General features: G+C 37.9%; 23 protein-coding genes. 12 read left to right on the forward strand and 11 right to left on the reverse strand.

Features of this window, described 5'->3' with window-relative positions; translation table 11 throughout:
• Positions 1–60: 60 nt before the first annotated feature.
• A complete protein-coding gene (locus NV349_RS14370; protein WP_036120305.1) occupies positions 61–1,035 on the reverse strand; it encodes a PstS family phosphate ABC transporter substrate-binding protein in 975 nt (324 codons plus the stop codon).
• A gap of 532 nt (positions 1,036–1,567) precedes the next feature.
• On the opposite strand from NV349_RS14370, the gene NV349_RS14375 reads away from it, so the two are divergent.
• Positions 1,568–1,759: a hypothetical protein gene (locus NV349_RS14375; protein ID WP_058844127.1), complete on the forward strand. Its 192-nt coding sequence runs from the start codon at positions 1,568–1,570 to the stop codon at positions 1,757–1,759.
• 615 nt (positions 1,760–2,374) lie between these two features.
• Here the strand turns inward: NV349_RS14375 and NV349_RS14380 are convergent.
• The 4 genes from NV349_RS14380 to NV349_RS14395 all read right to left on the reverse strand — a co-directional run bounded on the left by NV349_RS14380 (position 2,375) and on the right by NV349_RS14395 (position 7,776).
• Positions 2,375–4,579, reverse strand: coding sequence for a peptidoglycan D,D-transpeptidase FtsI family protein (locus tag NV349_RS14380; RefSeq protein ID WP_058844799.1), 2,205 nt, complete (start codon positions 4,577–4,579; stop codon positions 2,375–2,377).
• A gap of 237 nt (positions 4,580–4,816) precedes the next feature.
• The gene (locus NV349_RS14385; RefSeq protein WP_036120319.1) at positions 4,817–5,422 is read right to left on the reverse strand and encodes a superoxide dismutase; all 606 of its coding nucleotides are present in this window, start codon (positions 5,420–5,422) and stop codon (positions 4,817–4,819) included.
• 175 nt (positions 5,423–5,597) lie between these two features.
• The gene (locus NV349_RS14390) at positions 5,598–6,077 is read right to left on the reverse strand and encodes a DUF456 domain-containing protein (protein ID WP_058844800.1); all 480 of its coding nucleotides are present in this window, start codon (positions 6,075–6,077) and stop codon (positions 5,598–5,600) included.
• A gap of 67 nt (positions 6,078–6,144) precedes the next feature.
• The gene (locus NV349_RS14395; RefSeq protein ID WP_036120325.1) at positions 6,145–7,776 is read right to left on the reverse strand and encodes a Na/Pi cotransporter family protein; all 1,632 of its coding nucleotides are present in this window, start codon (positions 7,774–7,776) and stop codon (positions 6,145–6,147) included.
• Between the two features lie 194 nt (positions 7,777–7,970).
• On the opposite strand from NV349_RS14395, the gene NV349_RS14400 reads away from it, so the two are divergent.
• The 4 genes from NV349_RS14400 (at position 7,971) to NV349_RS14415 (ending at position 10,683) form a co-directional block, all read left to right on the forward strand.
• On the forward strand, positions 7,971–8,489 hold the full coding sequence (locus NV349_RS14400; RefSeq protein WP_036120327.1) for a DUF1189 family protein: 519 nt from the start codon (positions 7,971–7,973) through the stop codon (positions 8,487–8,489).
• A 52-nt stretch (positions 8,490–8,541) separates the two neighbouring features.
• Positions 8,542–8,886 carry a hypothetical protein gene (locus NV349_RS14405; protein ID WP_036120330.1) on the forward strand — a complete coding sequence of 115 codons (345 nt, stop codon included), beginning with the start codon at positions 8,542–8,544 and terminating at the stop codon, positions 8,884–8,886.
• 105 nt (positions 8,887–8,991) lie between these two features.
• Positions 8,992–10,098 (forward strand): flavodoxin-dependent (E)-4-hydroxy-3-methylbut-2-enyl-diphosphate synthase, encoded by a 1,107-nt coding sequence (gene ispG / locus NV349_RS14410; RefSeq protein ID WP_170829863.1) that lies wholly within the window; start codon positions 8,992–8,994, stop codon positions 10,096–10,098.
• A gap of 12 nt (positions 10,099–10,110) precedes the next feature.
• The gene (locus NV349_RS14415) at positions 10,111–10,683 is read left to right on the forward strand and encodes a 5' nucleotidase, NT5C type (RefSeq protein WP_036120338.1); all 573 of its coding nucleotides are present in this window, start codon (positions 10,111–10,113) and stop codon (positions 10,681–10,683) included.
• 135 nt (positions 10,684–10,818) lie between these two features.
• Here the strand turns inward: NV349_RS14415 and NV349_RS14420 are convergent, their stop codons facing one another.
• Positions 10,819–10,947, reverse strand: a complete 129-nt coding sequence (locus tag NV349_RS14420; RefSeq protein ID WP_255358828.1) for a hypothetical protein — start codon at positions 10,945–10,947, stop codon at positions 10,819–10,821.
• A gap of 197 nt (positions 10,948–11,144) precedes the next feature.
• Between NV349_RS14420 and NV349_RS14425 the strand changes: the two genes are divergently transcribed.
• The 6 genes from NV349_RS14425 (at position 11,145) to NV349_RS14450 (ending at position 15,627) form a co-directional block, all read left to right on the forward strand.
• Positions 11,145–11,630, forward strand: a complete 486-nt coding sequence (locus tag NV349_RS14425; RefSeq protein WP_230593778.1) for a hypothetical protein — start codon at positions 11,145–11,147, stop codon at positions 11,628–11,630.
• Positions 11,631–11,847: 217 nt separating this feature from the next.
• Positions 11,848–12,189, forward strand: coding sequence for a MerR family transcriptional regulator (locus NV349_RS14430; RefSeq protein ID WP_036120344.1), 342 nt, complete (start codon positions 11,848–11,850; stop codon positions 12,187–12,189).
• 32 nt (positions 12,190–12,221) lie between these two features.
• Positions 12,222–13,559: a hemolysin family protein gene (locus NV349_RS14435; protein WP_036120348.1), complete on the forward strand. Its 1,338-nt coding sequence runs from the start codon at positions 12,222–12,224 to the stop codon at positions 13,557–13,559.
• A gap of 92 nt (positions 13,560–13,651) precedes the next feature.
• Positions 13,652–14,056 carry a hypothetical protein gene (locus NV349_RS14440; protein WP_036120352.1) on the forward strand — a complete coding sequence of 135 codons (405 nt, stop codon included), beginning with the start codon at positions 13,652–13,654 and terminating at the stop codon, positions 14,054–14,056.
• Between the two features lie 125 nt (positions 14,057–14,181).
• Positions 14,182–14,631, forward strand: a complete 450-nt coding sequence (locus tag NV349_RS14445) for a helix-turn-helix transcriptional regulator (RefSeq protein WP_036120355.1) — start codon at positions 14,182–14,184, stop codon at positions 14,629–14,631.
• A 261-nt stretch (positions 14,632–14,892) separates the two neighbouring features.
• A complete protein-coding gene (locus NV349_RS14450; protein ID WP_036120358.1) occupies positions 14,893–15,627 on the forward strand; it encodes a metallophosphoesterase in 735 nt (244 codons plus the stop codon).
• Positions 15,628–15,712: 85 nt separating this feature from the next.
• Here NV349_RS14450 and cyoE read toward each other — a convergent pair whose 3' ends face one another.
• From cyoE to NV349_RS14475, 5 genes are all read right to left on the reverse strand, one after another.
• On the reverse strand, positions 15,713–16,663 hold the full coding sequence (cyoE, locus tag NV349_RS14455; RefSeq protein WP_036120361.1) for a heme o synthase: 951 nt from the start codon (positions 16,661–16,663) through the stop codon (positions 15,713–15,715).
• A 312-nt stretch (positions 16,664–16,975) separates the two neighbouring features.
• Entirely contained in the window at positions 16,976–17,629 is a 654-nt protein-coding gene (locus tag NV349_RS14460; protein WP_058844801.1) for an alpha/beta hydrolase, read from the reverse strand.
• Between the two features lie 38 nt (positions 17,630–17,667).
• Positions 17,668–18,225, reverse strand: a complete 558-nt coding sequence (locus NV349_RS14465; RefSeq protein WP_036120367.1) for a hypothetical protein — start codon at positions 18,223–18,225, stop codon at positions 17,668–17,670.
• A 130-nt stretch (positions 18,226–18,355) separates the two neighbouring features.
• A complete protein-coding gene (locus tag NV349_RS14470; protein ID WP_271910332.1) occupies positions 18,356–19,057 on the reverse strand; it encodes a tetratricopeptide repeat protein in 702 nt (233 codons plus the stop codon).
• 101 nt (positions 19,058–19,158) lie between these two features.
• Complete coding sequence (locus tag NV349_RS14475; RefSeq protein WP_036120381.1) at positions 19,159–19,638, reverse strand: thioredoxin family protein; 480 nt, start codon at positions 19,636–19,638, stop codon at positions 19,159–19,161.
• 196 nt (positions 19,639–19,834) lie between these two features.
• Between NV349_RS14475 and NV349_RS14480 the strand changes: the two genes are divergently transcribed.
• Positions 19,835–22,129: a YhgE/Pip domain-containing protein gene (locus tag NV349_RS14480; RefSeq protein ID WP_271910333.1), complete on the forward strand. Its 2,295-nt coding sequence runs from the start codon at positions 19,835–19,837 to the stop codon at positions 22,127–22,129.
• Positions 22,130–22,203 lie beyond the last annotated feature (74 nt).

Below are 22,203 nucleotides of genomic sequence, written 5' to 3' on the forward strand. Positions count from 1 at the left end.
AGCTCCTTTCAAATAAGTGAGGGAAAGAGCATACATCTCTTTCCCTCTATGCATGTCTACTTATTTTAAGCCTTCTAAAGTTTTTAAGCCTTCAGTATATTTTTCTTCTGGTAAACGAACATAGCCAACTGCCTCAGCCATATCGCCTGCATTTTCAAGTGTAAATTGAATGAAGTCATATGCTGCTTCATTATCTTTCATAGCACTATTTTTCACGTAAGTGAATAGTGGGCGTGAAAGTGGTGTATATTCGCCACCCTCTATTGTTTCATTTGTTGGTTCAACACCATTTACTTTGACAATGTTTAATTTATCTTTATTTTCAAGATAGTAAGCATAGCCGAAGAAACCGATTGCGTTTTTGTCACCAGCTACACCTTGCACTAGCATATTATCATCCTCTGATAATGTTGCTGAGCTTACTAGATCCGCACCATCTAAAATGACTTCATCGAAGTAATCGTATGTGCCTGAATCAGTACCTGGTGAATAGTAAACGATTTTTTCATCTGGCCATGATGGATCAATATCAGACCATTTTTTCTCTTTTCCATCTTCAACCCAAATTTTTTGTAATTGTTCTACTGTTAAATCCTTTGCCCAATCATTTTCTGGGTTCACCACTACAGATAAACCGTCATATGCTAAAGCTAGCTCTGTAAAATCAATACCCGCTTCTTCTAATTTCGATTTCTCTTCATCTTTTATATTACGAGATGCATTTGAAAAGTCTGTTTCACCTGCGATGAATTTTTCAAAACCACCACCAGTACCAGAAACCCCCACTGATACTTTGACATCTGGTTGTGCGCCTGCATACTCTTCAACAACTGCCTCAATGATTGGTGCTACTGTTGATGAGCCATCTCCAGCTACAGATCCTTGTAGCTTTTCATCAGCAGCTTCTTGTCCTGAACTAGCTGGTGCGTTCGTTTCTGCATTGTTTCCATTTTGTGCAGAATCGCTACCACATGCACCTAGCATTAATGCAGAACCCATTACTGCTGTCATCGTTAAGTACTTCCACTTTTTCATCTCATTTGCCTCCGTCGTGAACTGTTTTATAGTTATTTGTCTTACAATCTTTACTATAATGACTGATTGTTGAAATCGTATAAACGGTTCGTAAAAGAGATGTAAATGAATGTAATGCTTTGTAAACGATTGTAAAGACGCATTTACAATCGTCACGGTAAAATGGCGTCCTGAGAGTAGATGATTCGACACCTAACGAAAAGAGACCACCCCCTCATTCATTTCACTATCTTAAGGCGCGAGGGTCTTCTTCTACTTGCTTCCTATAGGAAAGATGCTATAATAAGCACTTGTGTCAGGAAATATTTTATGTTGATGCAGTGTTGAAGGCCCCCTCCTTAATCGCGGGAGATCAATACTTGTTTTGCTTTTTAGCAGGTGTTCAAACGTCCACTGCATCGAAATAAAGTTTCCGGCGATTGTTACAAATGGCAGGCACGAAAAAATCTAGACGTATTGTTTTCTGAGCAAAAACGAAGAATCAGCGACAATCACGTTGAGGCTAATGGATGAGGAGAGTTTGACCTTTGTCATGAAACATGCAAAAGTACAAAATGCCGATTATTTTAAAACCTATCTATTACTAGTAATGGAACATCGGGAATATTCACTTCAGGAGGCGATCGATTTTATGATAGCTTCTTATTTCTATCACAATATAGAGCTTTATGGGGTAAAGCCAAGAGAGCAGTTTGAATTGGCTATTCAGCAATTATCTGTGTAAAGCTTGCTTACTTTAATAGAAAAAACCGCTAGGCATTCTCATGCCTAGCGGTTTCATAGTGTTGAAAAACAAAACCATCCATAGAATTTATGTGAAAGGTGAAAAAGGATTTCCGTTGCAGGCTACTTGCTTTCCTGTGGGCGAGCGCCGAGCCGCTTCCTCCGTGCAGGGGCTCGCCTGTCTCGCTATTCCCACGGGAGTCAAGTAGCCTTCCACTCCAATCCATAAAATAAAAATGTTCACTTTTTAGCAAAAAAGTGAAGGTATTCACTACTCTTTTATGGTGGGGTGTTGGCACACATCACTTCTCCACATTGAAAGTAAGAGGCTATCCTCTCTTATACTATAAATAATGGGCTATTTTGTTCAGGAAAAGACACTTTTGCAGAATGGTTGATTGGAGTGGAGCCAGCGTCACTCCTAGGGGATTTAGCGTCACAGAGGAGACCCTGGAGCGAACGCAGTGAGTGAAGCGGCTCATCAGACGCCCCCTGGAAAGGACGCTGGCGGAACGGAAATCAACCCCTCGCCTTACAAAATTGCTTATTATGCCGTTGACATTACCTTTTTTCAACAACATGAAACCGCTAGGCATTCTCATGCCTAGCGGTTTTCTTATTGTTGCTCATCCTCACCAATTTTCTCTTGTGTAACGGCAGGTAAAATTGGTTGTTTTACATTGCTATCTGTCACTTTTTCAGCTTGATATTTTGCTTTTAATTCAAAATACTTGTCTAAAGCACGTCTAGCAATGACATTATTTTGATAGTAGTGTGGAGCTAAGTTTGTATTAACCCATGGGATAACAACTGCATAGGCAATTTCAGGGTTTTCATATGGTGCAAAACCGACATGTGTTAAGTTAATCGTGTTTGTACCATAGTACTCTCGTAATGGACCATAATAAACTACCTCTGCTGTCCCTGTTTTCCCAGCAGCTGTATATGGAATATCCGCAAATTGAGCTCGTGCTGTACCGTGTTTACCAGTGTATACACGACGCAATCCTTGCTTTACATAATCGATCTCTTCTTTGGAATTATCAATTTGATTCAAAATAGTTGGTCCTACTTCTGTTACTAACTGGCCTAATTGTTTACCATCTTGAGATGGATCACGAACCTCTTTCACGACATGTGGCTGAATACGATAGCCACCATTGGCAACTGTTGAAATATATTGTGCTAATTGCAGAGGTGTATAAGTGTCATACTGACCAATGGCCAAGTCAAGCGTTTTCCCTCCCATCGTTGCACCTGATGGACCACGCACCCCACTAAATTCATTTGGTAAATCAATGCCTGTTTTCACACCTAAACCAAATTGTGCATAATTATTACGCATTCTGGGGAACGTATCGTCCTTTAAGCGTAATGGCATACCATAGCTATAAGGTGTTCCATTAAGCAGCAACGCAATCTTAAACATATAGGAGTTGGAAGAACGTTCTAAAGCCATTAAATCATCCATTGGAATATATCCACTACGGTTAAAAATAGACGTTTTAGGGTCTGTACCAGCTAATACAATAGGCTCATCTCCCATAGAAGTACCCATCGATATAACACCTTGATTGTATCCAGTAAGAACAGTTGCTGCCTTTACAGATGAACCTGCCTCATAAGCTGTTGTAAATGATCCATATGCATAGTCAATGACTTCATTTTTCCCTGTCTCAGGATTTTTTTCTATTTTCTTACCAGTCATGGATAGGACATCCCCTGTATTCGGGTCCATCATGATTAAGAAGGCGCGATCTAATAAATACGAGCCTGGGAGTGCTTTTAGGTTAAGCAGCTCTTCTTCCAAAATTTTCTCTGTTTCCGCCTGTAGCTCACTATCCATTGACAGGATTAAGTCTTTACCTGGTTCACCTTCATAGGTTGTCACCGTATCGACGACCTGCCCTTTTTTATTGGTAATATTTTTGACAACTGTTTTTTGACCTTGTAGTAACTCTTCATATTGAGCTTCGATATAACTTTCCCCTACTCGATCATTTCGTGAATAATCACGGGCTAAATAATAATTCAGCTTCTCTTTTGGTATCCCTTTTGTTGGGACCGTTGTACGACCAAGAATCGATAGAGAAGATAATTTTACGCGTTTCCAATCTGTCGTTGTGTTAACTCCTGGCAGTTCCGTTAAACGCTCGGAGACACGTGCAAATTCTTCTGCCGAGACATTTTCACTTTTTATAATTTGAGGTGATAAATTATAACCAGATGTCATCTCTCTAAAGATTGCTAATACTTCTAAATCTTTCTCTGACAATTGCAAAAGTTCTTCATTCGTAATGCGTTCACGTACTAGTTTATCAATCTCTGCATTGATTTGACTTGTCGTAATATTTTCTTTCGCTCGAATTTCAGCTTCTTCTGCCTTTGTCACTTTTTCATAAGCCGCATCATGATTTTTGATAATCCAAAAATCTTGTTTATCACGCAATGTGACGCGTTTTGTTGGTTGTTCAATTAATTGCGCCAGCTTTTCAGCTATATTTAGCATTTCATCTGTTGTAGTCGTTTGCATTTTCGTATAGGTAATGGCATTTTCAGGGTGATTATCGACTAAAATACGCCCGTAACGATCATACATGCGGCCCCTTGGCACACTTGTATTAACAGGAACTTCCTCTTTACTCTCTAAAAGTCGTACATACTCTTCCCCTTTGACGATTTGCATATAACCCAGTCTAAAAATTAACATTGAAAATACGATAAATATTGCAAAGAAAAGGATATTCATACGAAATGTTAAATTAGAATGATGTTTTGCTTTAACACTCGCCGCGCGATTTTTTCCGGGTGCTTTGCGCATATGTATTCCCCTCCTCATCTTCTGATCATTTCAATACACGATACTTAGTATACCATTCGAAGGTATGACAGAAAAGCACGCACTTACGAAATCTTATGTAAAACATCATTTATTTGACGGCACTTTCTGAGGAAAGGTTGCTTTTTTTTATACTTTCCCTCACGCTTACTTTTCTATCCAATAAAAAAGGCTATGCCTTGGTGATTACTCACCTTTGGCATAGCCGAAGATTCATCATTATTTTGCAGCTTGGAATTTAGCTTCTACTACGTCCCAGTTTACTACATTCCAGAAAGAACCGATGTAATCTGGACGACGGTTTTGGTAGTTTAAGTAATATGCATGTTCCCAAACATCTAAGCCTAGAATTGGAGTTTTACCTTCCATTACTGGAGAGTCTTGGTTAGGAGTAGACGTAACAGCCACTGAGTCACCATCAACGATTAACCAAGCCCAACCAGAACCGAAGCGAGTTGTAGCAGCTTTAGCAAATTCTTCTTTGAAAGCATCGAAAGAACCGAATTTAGCATCGATTGCTTTTGCTACTTCGCCAACTGGTGTATTTGAACCGCCTGGAGCAATAACTTCCCAGAATAATGTATGGTTAGCATGTCCGCCACCGTTGTTGCGTACAGCAGTTTGTTTGTCAGCTGGAAGAGCGTCAAGGTTTGCGATTAAGTCGTTAATGTTCTTTTCTGCAAATTCAGTACCTTCTACTGCTGCGTTTAAGTTTGTTACATAAGTATTGTGGTGTTTAGAATGGTGAATTTCCATTGTTTTTGCATCGATATGTGGTTCTAATGCGTCATAAGCGTAAGTTAATTGTGGTAATTCGTAAGCCATTGTTAAGTTCCTCCCTAAAATAAGAAATAAATAGTACATCCTTAGATTATCAAAATTGGTCAAACCATTCAATGAAAAATACTTCAAATTGAAGATTTCAGCCTTTTGACTGAAATACCAATACGTTTACTATCTTACCCTTTCATCATAAACACTAAACCTTAAAAGTGAAGCATTAAATCGCGATAAAAAATACAATAATCATCACGATTTGAATGACAGCCTTTGCAATGGTAGATGTTAAAAAGCCTATTAGAGAGCCCACACCACTTTTCACAGCCTCATTAAAGGTACGTTTCTCAACAATAAGTTCTGCAATCACCGCGCCTAAAAATGGACCAATTAATATCCCTGCAACGGGAATAACAAATGGACCAATTAATAAACCGATAGTACTTCCCCACATTCCTGCGTTAGAACCACCAAACTTTTTAATGCCGAACGCATTTGCCACTGTATCAGCACCAAATAATAGCACTACAAATAGGATTTCAATCACCCAGAACCACCAGCTCAGCTCTGCGAATGAGAAAAATACACCATAAAGCAAAAATCCGCCAACTAAAAATAGTACACCCGGAATAATCGGATACACTAAACCAATAAACGAAATAATAAAGCAGGCAATCACTAAGATCCAGCCAATAACTTCCATAAAGTTTCTCTCCTTTTACCGTGCATTGCCTTTCATACGGAATAACAAAGTGAAAAGTTTCATCTCGCTAATGACGAATGCCTAAAATCGAGTCAGCAATGTTTACTGCATGGTCTCCTATACGTTCTAGATTGCTTACAATATCCATATAAACAATTCCCGCTGCTCCACTGCATTCATTAGTGTTCAAGCGAGCGATATGTTTTTGACGGAGTTTATCTTCCATATCATCTATTAAGCTTTCTAGCTCTGTTACCTCCTGAGCTAAACTTAAGCTCGCCGTATCTAAAGCTTCAATGCTTTTCCGTACTGCTTCAATGGCTAAACTAAACATACCAATTAAATCTTGTCGTGCTGATTTACTTAAACTCACTTCATGATGATCTTTGTATTGTAGAAGCTCTAATATATTTTCAAAATGGTCTCCAATCCGTTCAAAATCTCGCACATTTGTTAATAAGGTATGGTGTCTTACTGAGTCTGCTCGAGATAGCGGCTGCTTAGACACCATGACTAAATAATCCGTAATTTCATTGTCGAGATGATTGAGGCCGACCTCTAATTGCAAAACCGTTGGAATATGTTCTGCTTCCCCCGTTTTCATATATAAAAACGTTTCTTCCAGCCCTCGCAATGCATGTTCACCCATTCGTAACACTTCCTCTTTCGCTTGACCAAGGGCAATGGCTGGAGAGGAATCAATAAAGGATGGGTCCAGATGCTTAGTTGTCACATTGATATGACCGTCATTTCCTGGCAGCAACTTCGTAACTAATGTTGCAAGTCCAGCGATAAATGGAAGTTGAATCATCATATTAAATACGTTGAATGAACCATGTGCAAGAGCAATTTGCATGCGAGGCTCTAAATGAAATAACTCACTTACCCACTGGACAAACTGTATAAATGGTGTAAAGAATAGCATGAAAATGATCGTGCCGATGACATTAAAAAGGACATGTGCGGCAGCTGCACGCTTTGCATAAATAGAAGCACCAAGGGAAGCTAATACCGCTGTAATGGTCGTGCCAATATTTTCACCAAACAAAATAGGTAATGCACTATTTAAACCAATTAAATGTTCAGCATATAACCCTTGCAGCACACCAACCGTCGCAGTAGAACTTTGCACCAATAATGTGAATACGGTTCCTAAAAATATGCCTAAAATCGGTTGATTACTTAAATGAAGCGTTAATGATGCAAAGTCTGCCAATTGATGTAGTGCCTGCATACTTGCACTCATTAGCTCTAGCCCTAAAAATAAACCACCAAAGCCAAAAAGAATCTGGCCAATATGTTGATACGTTGCTTTTTTCAAGAAAAACAAACAACCTGCACCGATTGCCAACAAAGGGTAAAAATAGATACCAATATTAATGCCAATAATAAATGCTGTAATGGTTGTACCGATATTTGCCCCCATGATGACGCCAATGGCTTGACGCAATGTTAAAAAACCAGCACTCACTAAACCTACAGTTATGACTGTTGTTGCAGAACTTGACTGAATACAAATCGTTACAAATATACCCACTAAGACACCCATAATCGGGTTTGTAGTAAAGCGATTTAACCATTCACGTAATCGATCATCCGCTGATTTCTGAAGTCCATCACCCATAAATTTAATGGAAAATAAAAATACCCCTAACCCACCTAAAAATTGAAAGAGTATGCTTTGCCAATCTATTGTCAATTGTTTTCGCTCCAATTCCTACATCTCTACTACTCTATTTGTAATCATTAAATGATTACCAACAAAAAGTAAAGAAATCCTTTAACTTCTTTACATAATGTTAACATTTTATCATCTAGTTCCTCTTCATTTATACTTCTTTCATATCCTGTCCTCTTTGAACATGTTAAAATATCGATTGGAGGAGATATAGTATGAAACACTCACAGCTTTTTATCGATAGTCTCATTCATCCTAAAAAACTAGCAGCCTATCGTTTATTACCTATTGGAAAGGTTATTCAATATACTTTTCTACTCATTACCATTGTGTCCGTATTTTCTTTAGGTCGCTTTGCAGCAGGTATGTCTGTTGATACATTTGATATGGATAGTTTAACTGGTTTAACGGAATATATAGAAGGCATTAAATGGCTCTTATACCCATTCACCTTCCTCATGCTTTTTGTTGTGACAACCATGCTCATATTTGCACAAATTGCTCTCTATGCTTTAGCTGGTTTATTTATCTTAAAGGCAATGAAGCGTCGAGGTGAATATCGTCACATCTGGCGAACAGCTACCTTTGCCATCACTTGGGCAACTTTGCTGTCAATGCTAGCAGACTATTTACCAATTAACAGTACCATTATCACTGTATTCTCTTTATTGTTAACCATTACTCTATTAATTGTGGCCTTTACAAAATATCCAAAACAACCAATTACAAAATAATGTGCATGAATCCCCTCTCTTCTCAATATAGTGTAGAAAAGGAGGGGATTTTTTGCGCGCATTCATCTTAACAGCCATCATCATTGTGATCGCCTTTGTCGTCAAAGTAGATTTAACCGAAGGATCTATCCCACTGGCAGCTTTATCTACCAAAAATACAGAAAATAGTCTTTGTGAAAAACAGCGTGAGCCAAATTATATTACAGTACAAACGATTGAAGGTGACACTATCCATAGTTTATTTGCCCTACATCCTGCAAAAGTTCCTATGACCTTTCCAGAGCGCTTACAACTTTTTTACAACTTAAACCCACACTTACAATTACAAGCTCTCATTCCAGGTGAAAATATCAAGCTTCCACTGTCGTTTGAGCTTGAAAACAAATGTGGAAAATGAAAAGTTAGCGTTTCTTCCTTGTCCTTATTTTCCTACACTGCTAAAATAAATGACAGTGACGGCTGAAAATAGTGGCCCGAAAAGGAGAGAAAGTTAATGAGTGAAATTTGTCACCGTTCAAATACGCGTCCCGTACGTGTCGGTAACTTAACAATTGGTGGTAGTAATGAATTATTCATTCAAAGCATGTGTACAACCAAAACACATGATGTAGAAGCAACAGTTGCGGAAATTCTTCGTCTTGAGGAAGCGGGCTGTCAGGTTGTTCGTGTTGCTGTACCAGATGAGCGTGCAGCGGATGCGATTGCCGAAATTAAAAAACGTATTCATATTCCATTAGTAGCTGATATTCATTTTGACTATAGATTAGCATTAAAAGCCATTGAAAATGGTATTGATAAAGTACGTATTAACCCAGGTAATATTGGCCGTAAAGAAAAAGTGGAAGCTGTTGTTAATGCTGCCAAAGCGAAAGGTATCCCCATTCGTATTGGTGTTAATGCCGGCTCATTAGAGCGTCATATTTTAGAAAAATACGGCTATCCTACAGCTGATGGTATGGTTGAATCAGCTCTACACCATATTAAAATTTTGGAAGACTTGGACTTCCACGATATTATCGTGTCAATGAAGGCATCTGATGTTAATCTTGCTATTGAAGCTTATGAAAAGGCGGCGAAAGCCTTTAATTACCCGCTTCATTTAGGGATTACAGAATCAGGGACACTGTTTGCTGGTACAGTAAAATCAGCAGCTGGTCTTGGAGCCATCCTTTCAAAAGGCATTGGGAACACATTGCGTATCTCCCTTTCAGCTGACCCTGTAGAAGAAATAAAAGTAGCAAGAGAATTATTAAAATCATTTGGTCTAGCCTCTAATATGGCCACACTTATTTCTTGTCCTACATGTGGGCGCATTGAAATTGATTTAATTTCGATCGCAAATGAAGTGGAAGAATATATTTCAAAATTAAAGGTTCCTTTAAAAGTAGCTGTGTTGGGCTGTGCCGTAAACGGTCCAGGTGAAGCACGAGAAGCGGATATCGGAATTGCTGGTGCTCGTGGTGAAGGCTTACTTTTCATGAAGGGAAAAACAGTTCGTAAAGTACCTGAAGAAACGATGGTGGAAGAACTGAAAAAAGAAATTGATAAATTAGCAGCAGAAATGGAAGAAAAGCAAGCAGCAGAAGCGGCACAAAAAGCGAATGCTTAAGGAGGTGCTAGCATGAAAAAGCCTCGTTTTGGTATTGATATCGATGGGACTGTGACATGTCCAAGTACACTCATTCCACATATTAATAAGCAATACAATGTAAATATTACACTTGATGATGTTTGTGAATATGATTTTTTATCCGCCTTTCCACACCCTGTTGACCGCAGTGCATTTAATACATGGTTTAAGGAAAATGAGCCTTATATGTATGAAGTCTCTGAAGTGGCAAAAGATGCAAAAAATATTCTAACCGCTTGGAAAAATAATTTCGAGCTGTATTATATTTCTGCACGAGGTGAAAATGTAGCAAACATCACTGTCAATTGGTTTAAAACGCAAGCTATACCATACGATCATATCGAACTTCTAGGTAGCCACGATAAACTAGCTGCCGCGAAAAAGCATCATGTAGAAGCTTTCTTTGAGGATAAGCACGATAATGCGGTAATGCTGGCGGAGGAACTAAAAATCCCTGTTGTGTTATTTGACACACCATATAACCGCCTCACTGTTCCTGATAATGTTATACGAGTATATAATTGGCAGGAAGCCAATCAGTTTATTACAGATTATTTCAAATAAAGCAGAGTCGTGTTCAAACTTGGACACGACTCTTTTGTTTAACTTGTCTACTAAATCGAGTGTTACCGTTTTTTCAATTTTTCAGAGCATGCTCAAAAAATTCGGACATCATTATCAAGGCGGCATTGATGATTGCTATACCTCAAGAATTCCTCGTAGCCAACGATCCACAAAGTTTTCAAAGGTAATACCATAATTATCATAAACAGCATGATAGACAAAATAAGTTCCTAATCGATCAAGCATTTCATCATTAATTTTCATCCAAACCGCTCCCTTTCTCTCATCATTTTACTAAATCTTCAGACTTATATACTTTCCAAATGCCGAACAATCAAGTGGAGATCGCATCGTTGCAAAACCGTCACAAACTGCCGCCTTCATGCCCTTTCTTCGTATTTTTCTTTTCGTTAAGATAGTAATAACAACTTACTAGACTGGAGGGACTACTTGTGAAATGGATGACGAAGGTAGCTTGTATAACATGCATCTGTGCTTTACTAACAGGCTGTGGTGATCGATTAGCAGAAATTAGAGATGCTGCTTCAGGCATCAATTCAGCGGCCAATTCCGCAGCTAGTGCAGTTAGTCGAGATGTCCATGCCATGCGCGCTATAGACATTAACTATCAAGATACATCTTTTACAGTTAATGACCTATTTAAAACTATTTTACGTGACATCCGCTGGGATTATGACCTTGAAAAAAATGAGCTACATGTGAGAGGCACTTGGCAGCCCCCACTATTTTCTGACCAGCCCTGGGATGGAGATATGAAAGAAAAGCTAGCGGAAGCGGGCTTTGTCACGGTAACGTGTAAATTCATTGATGATAAAATCGATAGTAAGCACACAAACGTCATACTTACATATAATGAGGAAATTCTCTTACAAGAAAATGGTGAAGAAGCACTCCATCACCTATACGATACCTATTTACTTCCCTAATCTTAGTAACGTTTCTACCAGTTAACAATGGCAGAAACGTTATTTTTTTATTAAAAAAATCTTACAATTTTGAAATATTGACGCCTATCATTTGAATATATTTAGACCATCACGTTATAATCAAAGTATCACGTGATGGTTTGGAGGTGTTTGCATTGGGACAGAGAAATTAAAAATTGGCGAACTTGCAGAAAAAACAGGCATTACTAAACGAACAATCGATTATTATACCAATATTGGTTTGTTGGATGCAGAACGTTCTGCAACAAATTATCGCTTCTATGATCCAATCATGATTGAACGACTTCAATTTATTGAACAACGCAAACAACAGGGGCTCTCACTCGTAGCAATCCAACATGAATTGAACATCACACCCTATGAAGAAATCGATGTACAAATGCTTCGTTTAAAAATGCAAGATTTAGAGCATGATGTAGCTTCATTGCTAGAGCAAATGAACAAACAAGATGATAAAAAAATTGAAACCATTAAGAAAAACGTTTCACCCGAAAGTATTGCATTAATGCAATCCTTACTATTACTTATTCATAATTAGGAGGTGACGTTCTGTTTTTACAGAACGACTATTTGGAGACCATTATAAACCTATCGATTTTTACCATTTTATTAGCTTTAACAGGCTTTTTCGTAGCAACAGAATTTGCCATTGTCAAGGTGCGCTCCTCAAGACTCGATCAGCTGGTTGCAGAGGGCAATAAAAAAGCAATTGCTGCTAAGCATGTTGTCCATCATTTAGATGAATACTTATCTGCCTGCCAATTAGGTATTACAGTAACCGCACTTGGTATCGGGATGGTTGGTGAAAAAACCTTTGAATTTATGCTTCACCCACTTTTTGAAATGGTCGGCATTTCTGATAAATATATGACGATCTTTACAATTGGTACAGCCTTCGCTATCGCAACGTTTTTACATGTAGTAGTTGGCGAACTAGCTCCAAAAACGGCAGCTATTCAAAAGGCTGAAGCTATTACACTTCTTTTCGCAAAGCCAATTATGTTTTTCTACAAAATCATGTACCCATTTATTTGGTTTTTGAACGGTTCCGCACGTGTTTTAATTGGACTATTCGGCATGAAGCCCGCTAGTGAACATGAGCTTTCTCATACAGAGGAAGAATTGCGATTATTAATGTCTGAAAGCTTTAAAAGTGGTGAAATCAATAAATCTGAGCTTAAATATGTGAACAATGTCTTTGAATTTGATGAACGTATTGCTCGTGAAATCATGGTTCCCCGAACAGAAATAGTCGGTATTGAACAAAATGAATCGTTTACCCATATCATTCATACCATTGCCGAGGAAAAATATACGCGCTACCCTGTATACGATGGTGACCGCGATAATATTCTAGGCTTTATCAATGCCAAGGAGCTATTTACGCATGGGTTACTTGAACAACTTACAGACGACACATTAGTTTTAGAGGATTTCATTAATCCTGTCATTCGTGTTATTGAAACAATTCCTATTCAGGAATTACTTGTACGCATGCAAAAAGAACGAATCCATATGGCCATTTTAATGGACGAATATGGTGGTACATCTGGACTAGTAACGGTTGAAGACATTTTAGAGGAAATTGTTGGTGAAATTCGGGATGAATTTGACGGTGATGAAATTGCTGATATTCGAAAAATCACAGATCATCACTATATTTTAAATGCCAAAATGCTTGTGGAAGATGTTGAAAATCTATTAAACATTACGCTGGATGCAGAGGAAGTAGAAACATTAGGTGGTTGGTTCTTAACAGTGAATAATGGCATTAAAGCTTCAAGAAATATTGAATTAGACACCTATCTCTTTAGCATCTATGAGCAACAAGGGCATCAAATTCATTATATTGAGGTTCGACCTCTACGAAAAAGTGCACCAGTTATCACAGAAGTACAATCAACATAAGGGAATGAAACTGGTATTTATTATTCCATTATTAGCCATTCCACTATATAATGGATAACGTAATAAGATTCTAGTTTCAGGGGGCAATACACATGACATTGTTTAAGCTATATCATTCAGATGGTATTCACATTATTACCGACGTAAAAAAACACAAAACAAATATTGAATTAAAAACGGTTACAGGAGAAATTTTATATATTATCGTTGTAACAGACGAAAATTACACAGTCTATGACGATCGTTTTGCAGGAGCTTCTAAGCAATTAAATTCTGTGGAAGCCTTCGATATTGATGGTAGTTTCCGCAGTTTAGATTTCGATAATATGCGTGCCTTATTTAAGGAGGCCTTTACAAACCTATTACATGAGATTGCCTTATGTGTCAAAAATAAAGAAGAACTGGTGGATATTGATACGCTCCGCCATAAAGTAAGTGCACAGATTAAAGGCATCCATTTCCGTGTAATCTCTGATACGAAAAAATATGAGATTTAATCATCCAACAGACTGTTCCATTATGGGCAGTCTGTTTCATTTTTAATTCCACTATTGAAAGAAAAACACGTATCTTTACTTTCATGTATAATGGAACATAACAATCTGAAAAAAGGGGTGTTAGGATGAATCGTGAACAATTAATCACACTCATTTCAGAAAAACTGAAATTAATCCGTACAGAAAAAGCTTTTACACAGGATCAAATGAGTGATTTATTAGGACTATCTAAGAAAACACTTGTACAAATTGAAAAAGGCCGTATCCTAGCTGGTTGGACAACTACTGTTGCCATTTGCACTTTGTGTCGTGACAGCTCGATTTTACAGCATGAGCTTGGCGGTGATCCATTGGAGGTAGTAGATTTAATCGCGAATAATGGAACATTGCAGCCAAAGGAAAAAACAATGGGTGGATACATATGGTGGAAAAATATTCATGAGCACGATGGTTATAAACTACAGCAAAACGTTATCAGTCAGCATTTCCGCATTTTAGACAATAATAACTTTCGCCTTATTTCAACATTTGATGAACAAATCGTTAAACAAGCTTGGGACGAATTAATGATTTAATCTAATAGGTTAACAGTATAAGTATTCTAACCTGCTTCTGCTGTTAACCTTCAGCCCCTCCCCTCTCGCAAAACCCCCACCCCTGACAAATGAATAAGGAAATAAAATCTCCTTTCATATGATAAAGAAAAATAGTAGGAAGTGAATTATTTCTTCGACCATTCTATGTAAAAAGCCAGTAAAAGCTGGAAAAGTCGAAATTTGTAGAAGAATTCTCTATACTGAATAGTAATGCTTTACTATTAGAAAGGATGCTCGGAAATGAATCGAATACTAGCAATTAGTGATATACATGGAGAATTAGGGCTGTTAGAAGAATTACTTTTAAAAGCAAACTACGATCCACCGAATGACCAACTTTTTTTACTTGGTGATTACGTAGACAGAGGTCCCGCTTCTAGTGGTGTATTAAATTTGGTTAATGAATTACAAGCAAAGGGTGCACGTGTTTTGCTAGGTAACCACGAGGCAATCATGCTCAATGCCTGTCGTTCTGGCCTTGCTAAGCCATGGAACCATTGGGTCGGACTATGTGGTGGAGAGGCCACACTGGCAAGCTATGGCTACCAGTTGGAAGATTTTGAGGAAGCTATTGAAAACAATACATTGCCTAGCTTTATTCAAACATTACCGAAGCTTGAAGAACATTTACAACTAATTGAAACATTTGAAATATATATTGAGTTAGAGGATGCTATTTTTGTCCACGGGGGCGTTGTTCCTGGTGTCGCTATCGCAGACACTGACCCCATGCGTTTACTGTGGATTCGTGAGGAATTTCATGCAGGTTATAATGGGGATAAAACGGTGATCTTTGGACATACCCCTACGTATAATCTTCACCAAAATCCAACGGACTATCGTGTCTATTTCGGAGAAAATAACATCATAGGCATTGATGGTGGCGCAGTTTTTGGCGGACAGCTACATGCATTAGAGTGGCCAAGTCGCCAAATTATTTCAGTGGCTAATAAAAAACCAACAAGTAACGAATAACTTGTTGGTTTTTATTTTGAAGATTGTTTTTTCAAGCGAGCTCTATAAATCTGGACGCCATGACGTCTAGTCATCATTGATTGAATCAATATAACTTAAAGATAACCCCTACTAATGAGTATACAATGACAGTTGAAAATAGTATTGTCATATGGAAAAGTGAAAAGACAAACATTTTAGTAGCCCATTTCACTTGATCCGTATTACTATGATAGCCGTAAATACTCATCACTAACCAAGCAACACTTAAAATCAATGCCACAAGCATAATTCCAACACTTAACGAGCCAAATAAAAAGCTTGATAGAATCAATAAAACTAAATAAAAATTGGTTTGATAATACGTACGGCGCATTCCTTTGACAACGGGCAGCATAGGTACACTGGCTGCTTCATAGTCTACACGTTTGCGGATCGCAATGGCATAAAAATGAGGCATTTGCCAAATCACCATGACAAAAAATAAACCAAGTATCGCAGGATGTGTAATATCTGTTGATACCGCAGACCAACCAATTAATGGCGGCACTGCCCCACTAATACTACCAATTTCCGTATTATAAATCGTACGACGTTTTGTCCACATTGTATAAGGGACTACATATAAAAACACACCTAATAGACCAAACGCAGCTGCTAATGGTGAAGCCAGTGCCAACACAGCTACCCCGATGATCAACATCGCAACGGCTAAAGATAGCGTCGTTTTTGCTGACATTTCCCCTGTTACAGTTGGTCGGCTTTGTGTACGAGGCATAATCGCATCAATATCACGATCATAGACATTATTAAATGCCCCTGCTGCTCCAATTACAAGGGCAGAACCGATTGTTGAAAAAATAATTTCTGGTATATTGTCCATTAACGTCATTTTATTTTTGTACATGCCTAGCGTTAAACCAGCCCACATCGGTATTAAATTGGATTTGATAATGCCAGTTTTGACCGTTTGCGCTAAAATAGCAGAGCGTGATGACTTCCCTCGTGATTTTTCGGAGGATTGCGGTTTATGCTCCGTTTTCAGATTTTGTTCCATTCATCTTAATTCCTTTTCTCCATAATTTCTACCCGCTTCCATCGATAGAAAGCGACAAAATTTGCATCTAGCACATCAAATTATTATTTTACCCCTTTTAGATTGGTTCTGTCTCTATGTTCACATAAAGTACATGTTTTCATCTAACCAACCACGCTCATTCACAACATCTTCTATGATACCACCGACTGACATGAATTTGAACCTTCTTGCCTCGATTCTTCTAATCACTATTGGAGAAAAATAATTTGATAAGTGATCTTTTTTCCATAGCCAAAAAAACCGAGACATTTATTTGCCTCGGTTGTCATTTTATTGAAGATCTTCTTGTAATTGCTGTGCTAAAAATGCTACAAGGTCACGAAGATTATCAGGTGTGACACCATGTCCATCTGGATATTGCTTAAAGGTTACCTTTGCACCAAATTGTTCAAAAATCTCCTTACTCTCCATGCCCCATTGAGAAGGAATGACATAATCATAATCACCATGAGAAATAAAAGCATGTAAATGCTCTACTGAGCGAATGGCATATTCCTCCGTTACAAATTTAGGGGTATAGCCACTTAAAGCAACGATTCCTGTCACTAAATTCCCCATGACAAAGGCAAGTGATTGTGCTAATACGGCGCCTTGGCTAAAGCCTAAGACGAATACTTTATGAGGATCGATTTGATATTCATCGATCGCTTCTAATATAAAACGTTGAAGCGCCATTAATACTTTATCAAAAATGGCGCGATCTGGTTGTCCCACCTCTTGAATCGTGAAAAAAGCATAGCCAGGATTCTGTGTAATCGGCCCTCGTAAGCTAAATATATGACATTGCTCTTGAAAATCTTGCACTAATTGTGGTAAGTCCTCTTCATGACTACCCATACCATGCAATAAAAAAATAGCAGGATATTTTTTCGTAGAATCCATTTCAGTTGGTTGTGTATGTTTAAAAGTAAATGGTGTATTCATTCAATTAAATTCCTTTCACGTAAAACTTCGTAACAAAGTTAGCATAATTTTGTTTTATTAATCAAACCATCTGTATAATAAGCAATATACCCATTTACAATACGAATTGTTTCTTCTGGGTCTGCATCAAAAAGTACTTTTGATTGCTCTGGCGTTGATACAAAAACAGTTAATAAATCCATCCGCATTGAATGACCGGCTGAGCTATATGCATAGTCATAAATGATGGCTTCCTCTGTCATGTTTTCCGTCTCATACTGCTTATGGAATAATTCCTTCGCTGCCTCCATTTGCTCTGCTACTTGCTGACGAATTCGCATCTGGTGCATTAATAACTCTTCCTCCAGCGCTGCAGGCTTTAGCCAATTTTTTGCATGAAGCATTTTTAAAAATTGTTGCTCCCAAGCCTGTTCATTCTCAGTAAAAAAGAGCATATTGACCATCAGCATATCCCAAAAGTCCTTAGTGGATGCGGCTGATTGTCGCTGCACGGCAATAGTTTCTTTAAAATGCTCTTCCACCTTCGTTATATTCATATTGCGAACTAAATGATTACATACGTTTTCAATAAATTTATTTGCCACTTCTTGTGCCATAGAAAAATCCGTCCTTTATATCTACAAATCATTTTCTTTCTTATCATACCATGATTGTGGAATATGGCAACGAACCCCTCTCAGCCGAAAAAAGATGCCTCCATTTACAGTTGGAGACATCCTACATAAATTAAGAGAACACATAGCTATCCATAGTATCCATTGTATTTTGAATGGCATCTTTCAATGATCGCTGCTGTTCTCCGCAAGAGGCTAGTGCATCCTCCAAAGCGAGTGCGGCATTCGCCATAAATGGAGCCATTTGTAAATCCTTCGCCAATTGAATAAGGACTAGTGCTTTATTCCATTTCCAACGAGGATTTATAGGATCTAGTTGAATCGCTTGCTCTAAATAACCAAGTGCATCAAAAGGCATCCAACCAAAGCGATGCATTGTCTGCCCCGTGATCCCCCAGTAGACAGCCTTATTTGGGTTTTCCTTTACTGCTTGTTGAAAGCAGTGAACACTCTCATTGTAGTGATGAGCAAATAAAAACAGCTCCCCTTGTGTAAAAAAGGATTGAGCCCTATCGGATGGTGTGCCTGTTTTCGCAGCTTCCTCTAATTGCTGAATACGCTTGGCAAATGCCCCTTCCTCTTCTATTGCACGTATTTCCACCACCAAATCCGATTCAGGGTAGCTTTCATCAGCTCTTTCTGCATGCTGTACTTCCCCATGTGCTGTAGGCTTTGGGTAGCGATCAAGATCATATTGTTCGAATAAAGCCATGTATTTTTGTGCCCGTGCTTTTTCTTCTTCGCTTGTCACCTGCTTCGCCAATTCATAGCATTTCATCAGTTCACCGTTATAAAAATAATCATCCATTGACATTGTCGATTCCTCCAGTGTACAACTTTTCAGTATTTTTAGTATACACTACAAAAATCAAAAGAGACTGTATCAAAAGTTATTTTGATACAGTCTCTACTTCTCTATTTCTTTAACACGACGGTATTTAAAAAAGTACGTAAATCCTCTTCTTTAAGAGCTCCTACAAAGCGATTTACTTCTTTACCACCTTCGAAATGAATAAATGTCGGTGTTGCTTCAATATTATACTTATTCCATAAATCTTCATATTCATAGACATTCAATTGTGCAACATCAACACCTAGCTCATCGGCAACTGGCATTAATACTGGTGTAAATGCTTGGCAGTGAACACAAATTGGACTGAAGAAGTAAGCATTAACTGCTTCACCAGCTTCAATTTTAGCTTCTAGTTCATCTGGTAACATAATGTTTTGATAGTTTTTATCGTCTAATTGATCGATTGTTTCTTGTTTTAGCTTTTTATCGCCGTAAGGGTTGTTTGCGCTTTCTAATTTACTCTTGTTTGAGACATTGGTAAGCACAATAATTGCTGCAAATAATACAACAATCACTGAGCCAATAATTAATAATTTTTTCACTAAAATAGTGACCTCCTTTTTTACACTAAAAGCCTAATTTTAGTGTATTCGCGTTTGATTATAAAGTGTTTTGAAAACCTAGTAAACTAATTTGCCTTTAAATGAAGATATTTCACATTTATAACATAATTTTAAGTATATTTGGGAACATACATAATGAGAGATCATGCAAATTTTGAAATGTGGGGTGATTTAGATGAAAAACTCGTTCCAGCATGTTTTTCAAATTTATACAAAGGATATCCGAAATATTGTTACCAATTGGGTCGTAGCTGTCATTATAGGTGGACTTATTTTCCTGCCTTCTCTTTACGCATGGTTGAATATTTATGCTTCCATGGACCCGTACGCCCACACAGCTAATATGAAGATCGCAATAGTCAATGAAGATAAGGGAACTACTGTTAGAGATGATGCCATCAATGTTGGAAAAGAGGTCATAGAGAATTTACGTACTAATAATAGCTTTACATGGGAGCTAGAGACGGAGAAACAAGCGCTGGCACAATTAAAAAATGGCGAATACTTCGCTGCCATTGTCATCCCCCATGATTTTTCCGAAAAGCTAACTTCCATTCTAACCGATCAACCAACGAAAGCTCATATCGATTATTATGTAAATGAAAAAAAGAATCCTATTGCCCCTAAAATTACAAGTAAAGGTGCAAGTGTCCTTACACAGCAAGTTTCGAATGAATTTGTGTCGACTGTCAATGGCACTCTTTTTTCCATTTTTAATACAATTGGCGTTGAAATGGAGCGTGACATTCCTGATTTTCGCAAATTTGAAAACTATGTCTTTACAATCGAACAGCATTTACCTGATATCAATTCATTTTTGACTCAAGCCTCTACGCAAGGGCAGGATGCAAATCAATTACTGAATCAAGCACTTACACAAATACCTCAAGTAGAACAACTTACAACAGATGGTTTAACGACCATTCAGAAGGGTTTACATTTAGTGAATGAAGCGGATGTTCTGTTTAATGAGCTGTCACCTGTTATCAAACAAGATGTAGCCACTGTCCAAACTATCGCACAACACTTTTCAGATATCATAAATAAGCTCAATAATATCGACTTAGATCCATCCTCCTTTGCTCAAACGAAGGAAGCATTGCAACAGCAATTGACAACCGCCAAAGATAACATCACTAATAGTATTCAAACGCTTGAAGCTTTGCAAAAATTAATTCAAGCTGATGCCTTAACACGACAGCAATTAGAGAAGTCTTTGACAACTATTATCAATTCTTTACAGGAAAATAATGCCGAAGAGAATCAGTCACTCATTGAACAGCTTACAACGATCCGTGAAGCCTTACAGCATCAACCAAGCTTCATTGATTCCACGACAAACGCTCTTAGCGCATTACAACAGTTACATGCTTTACATGACGATGTACTAAATAAACTGGCACAAGTAAAGTCAATTGATAAGGAAGTCATCAAGCAGGATATTGTCGCTATTCAAAACATGGCACAAAACGCAACGACTAATTTGCAGAAATTTTTATCCTATTATAATGATAGTCTAGAGCCACAAATTCGATCCACCTTAGCTAGTGCTAAACAAACATTAACAAATGCTTCGGCTATGCTGACGGATGTAAAGCAATTCATTCCACAAGCAACAGCTAAATTGTCACAGGCTAAAAATACACTAGGAACGGCTAATAATGCTATTCAAAAAATACAAACGGAATTTCCGACTTTAAGCTCAAAAATTAAGGAATTAGCGACTAAACTGCGGACACTAGAAGAGGAAGCCGATATTGCAGAGATTGTGCAATTACTGAAAAATGACGTCAATGCTGAACGCGATTTCTTTGAGGAACCTATTAAACTGCAGGAGCATCGCTTATTCCCTATTGCAAATTATGGAACAGCTATGACACCGTTTTACACTGTGCTATCTATTTGGGTAGGTTGTTTACTGTTAATTTCATTATTATCTGTGAATCTTCATGGCAATTCATCTTACAGTATTCGTGATATATACTTTGGTCGACTTTTAACATTTGGAACTTTTTCTTTTATCCAAACATTGATTATTACCATCGGCGATACATTTTTAGTAGACGGCTCTATTCAAGCACCCGTTTACTTTATCTTATTTGGTCTTTTCATTAGTCTCGTATTTATAACCGTTGTGTATACACTCGTATCCGTCTTTGGAAATGTAGGGAAAGCATTAGCTATCGTGATGCTTGTGCTACAAATTGCAGGGTCTGGTGGGACATATCCTGTCGAATTATTACCAAGGTTTTTCCAAATAATCAATCCATTTTTACCTTTTACGTATGCTATAGAATTAATGCGTGAAGCTGTAGGAGGGATAATTTGGTCCACAGTTTGGGTGGATCTCCTCTTCTTAGCAGGTTTCTGGTTCATTTTTATCCTGTTCGGCTTTTTCTTAAAGAAATTATTGAGCGAGAAAATGGAACATTTCATGAACAAAACACGTGGATTAGATATATTTCATTGATTTTCAAATAGACTGCCTGTAAATGTTTACGGAAACGATGTTATAATGGAAGTATTGTAAACATGTAGGAGGCG

Source organism: Lysinibacillus sp. OF-1, assembly GCF_028356935.1.
GTDB lineage: Bacteria > Bacillota > Bacilli > Bacillales_A > Planococcaceae > Lysinibacillus > Lysinibacillus fusiformis_D.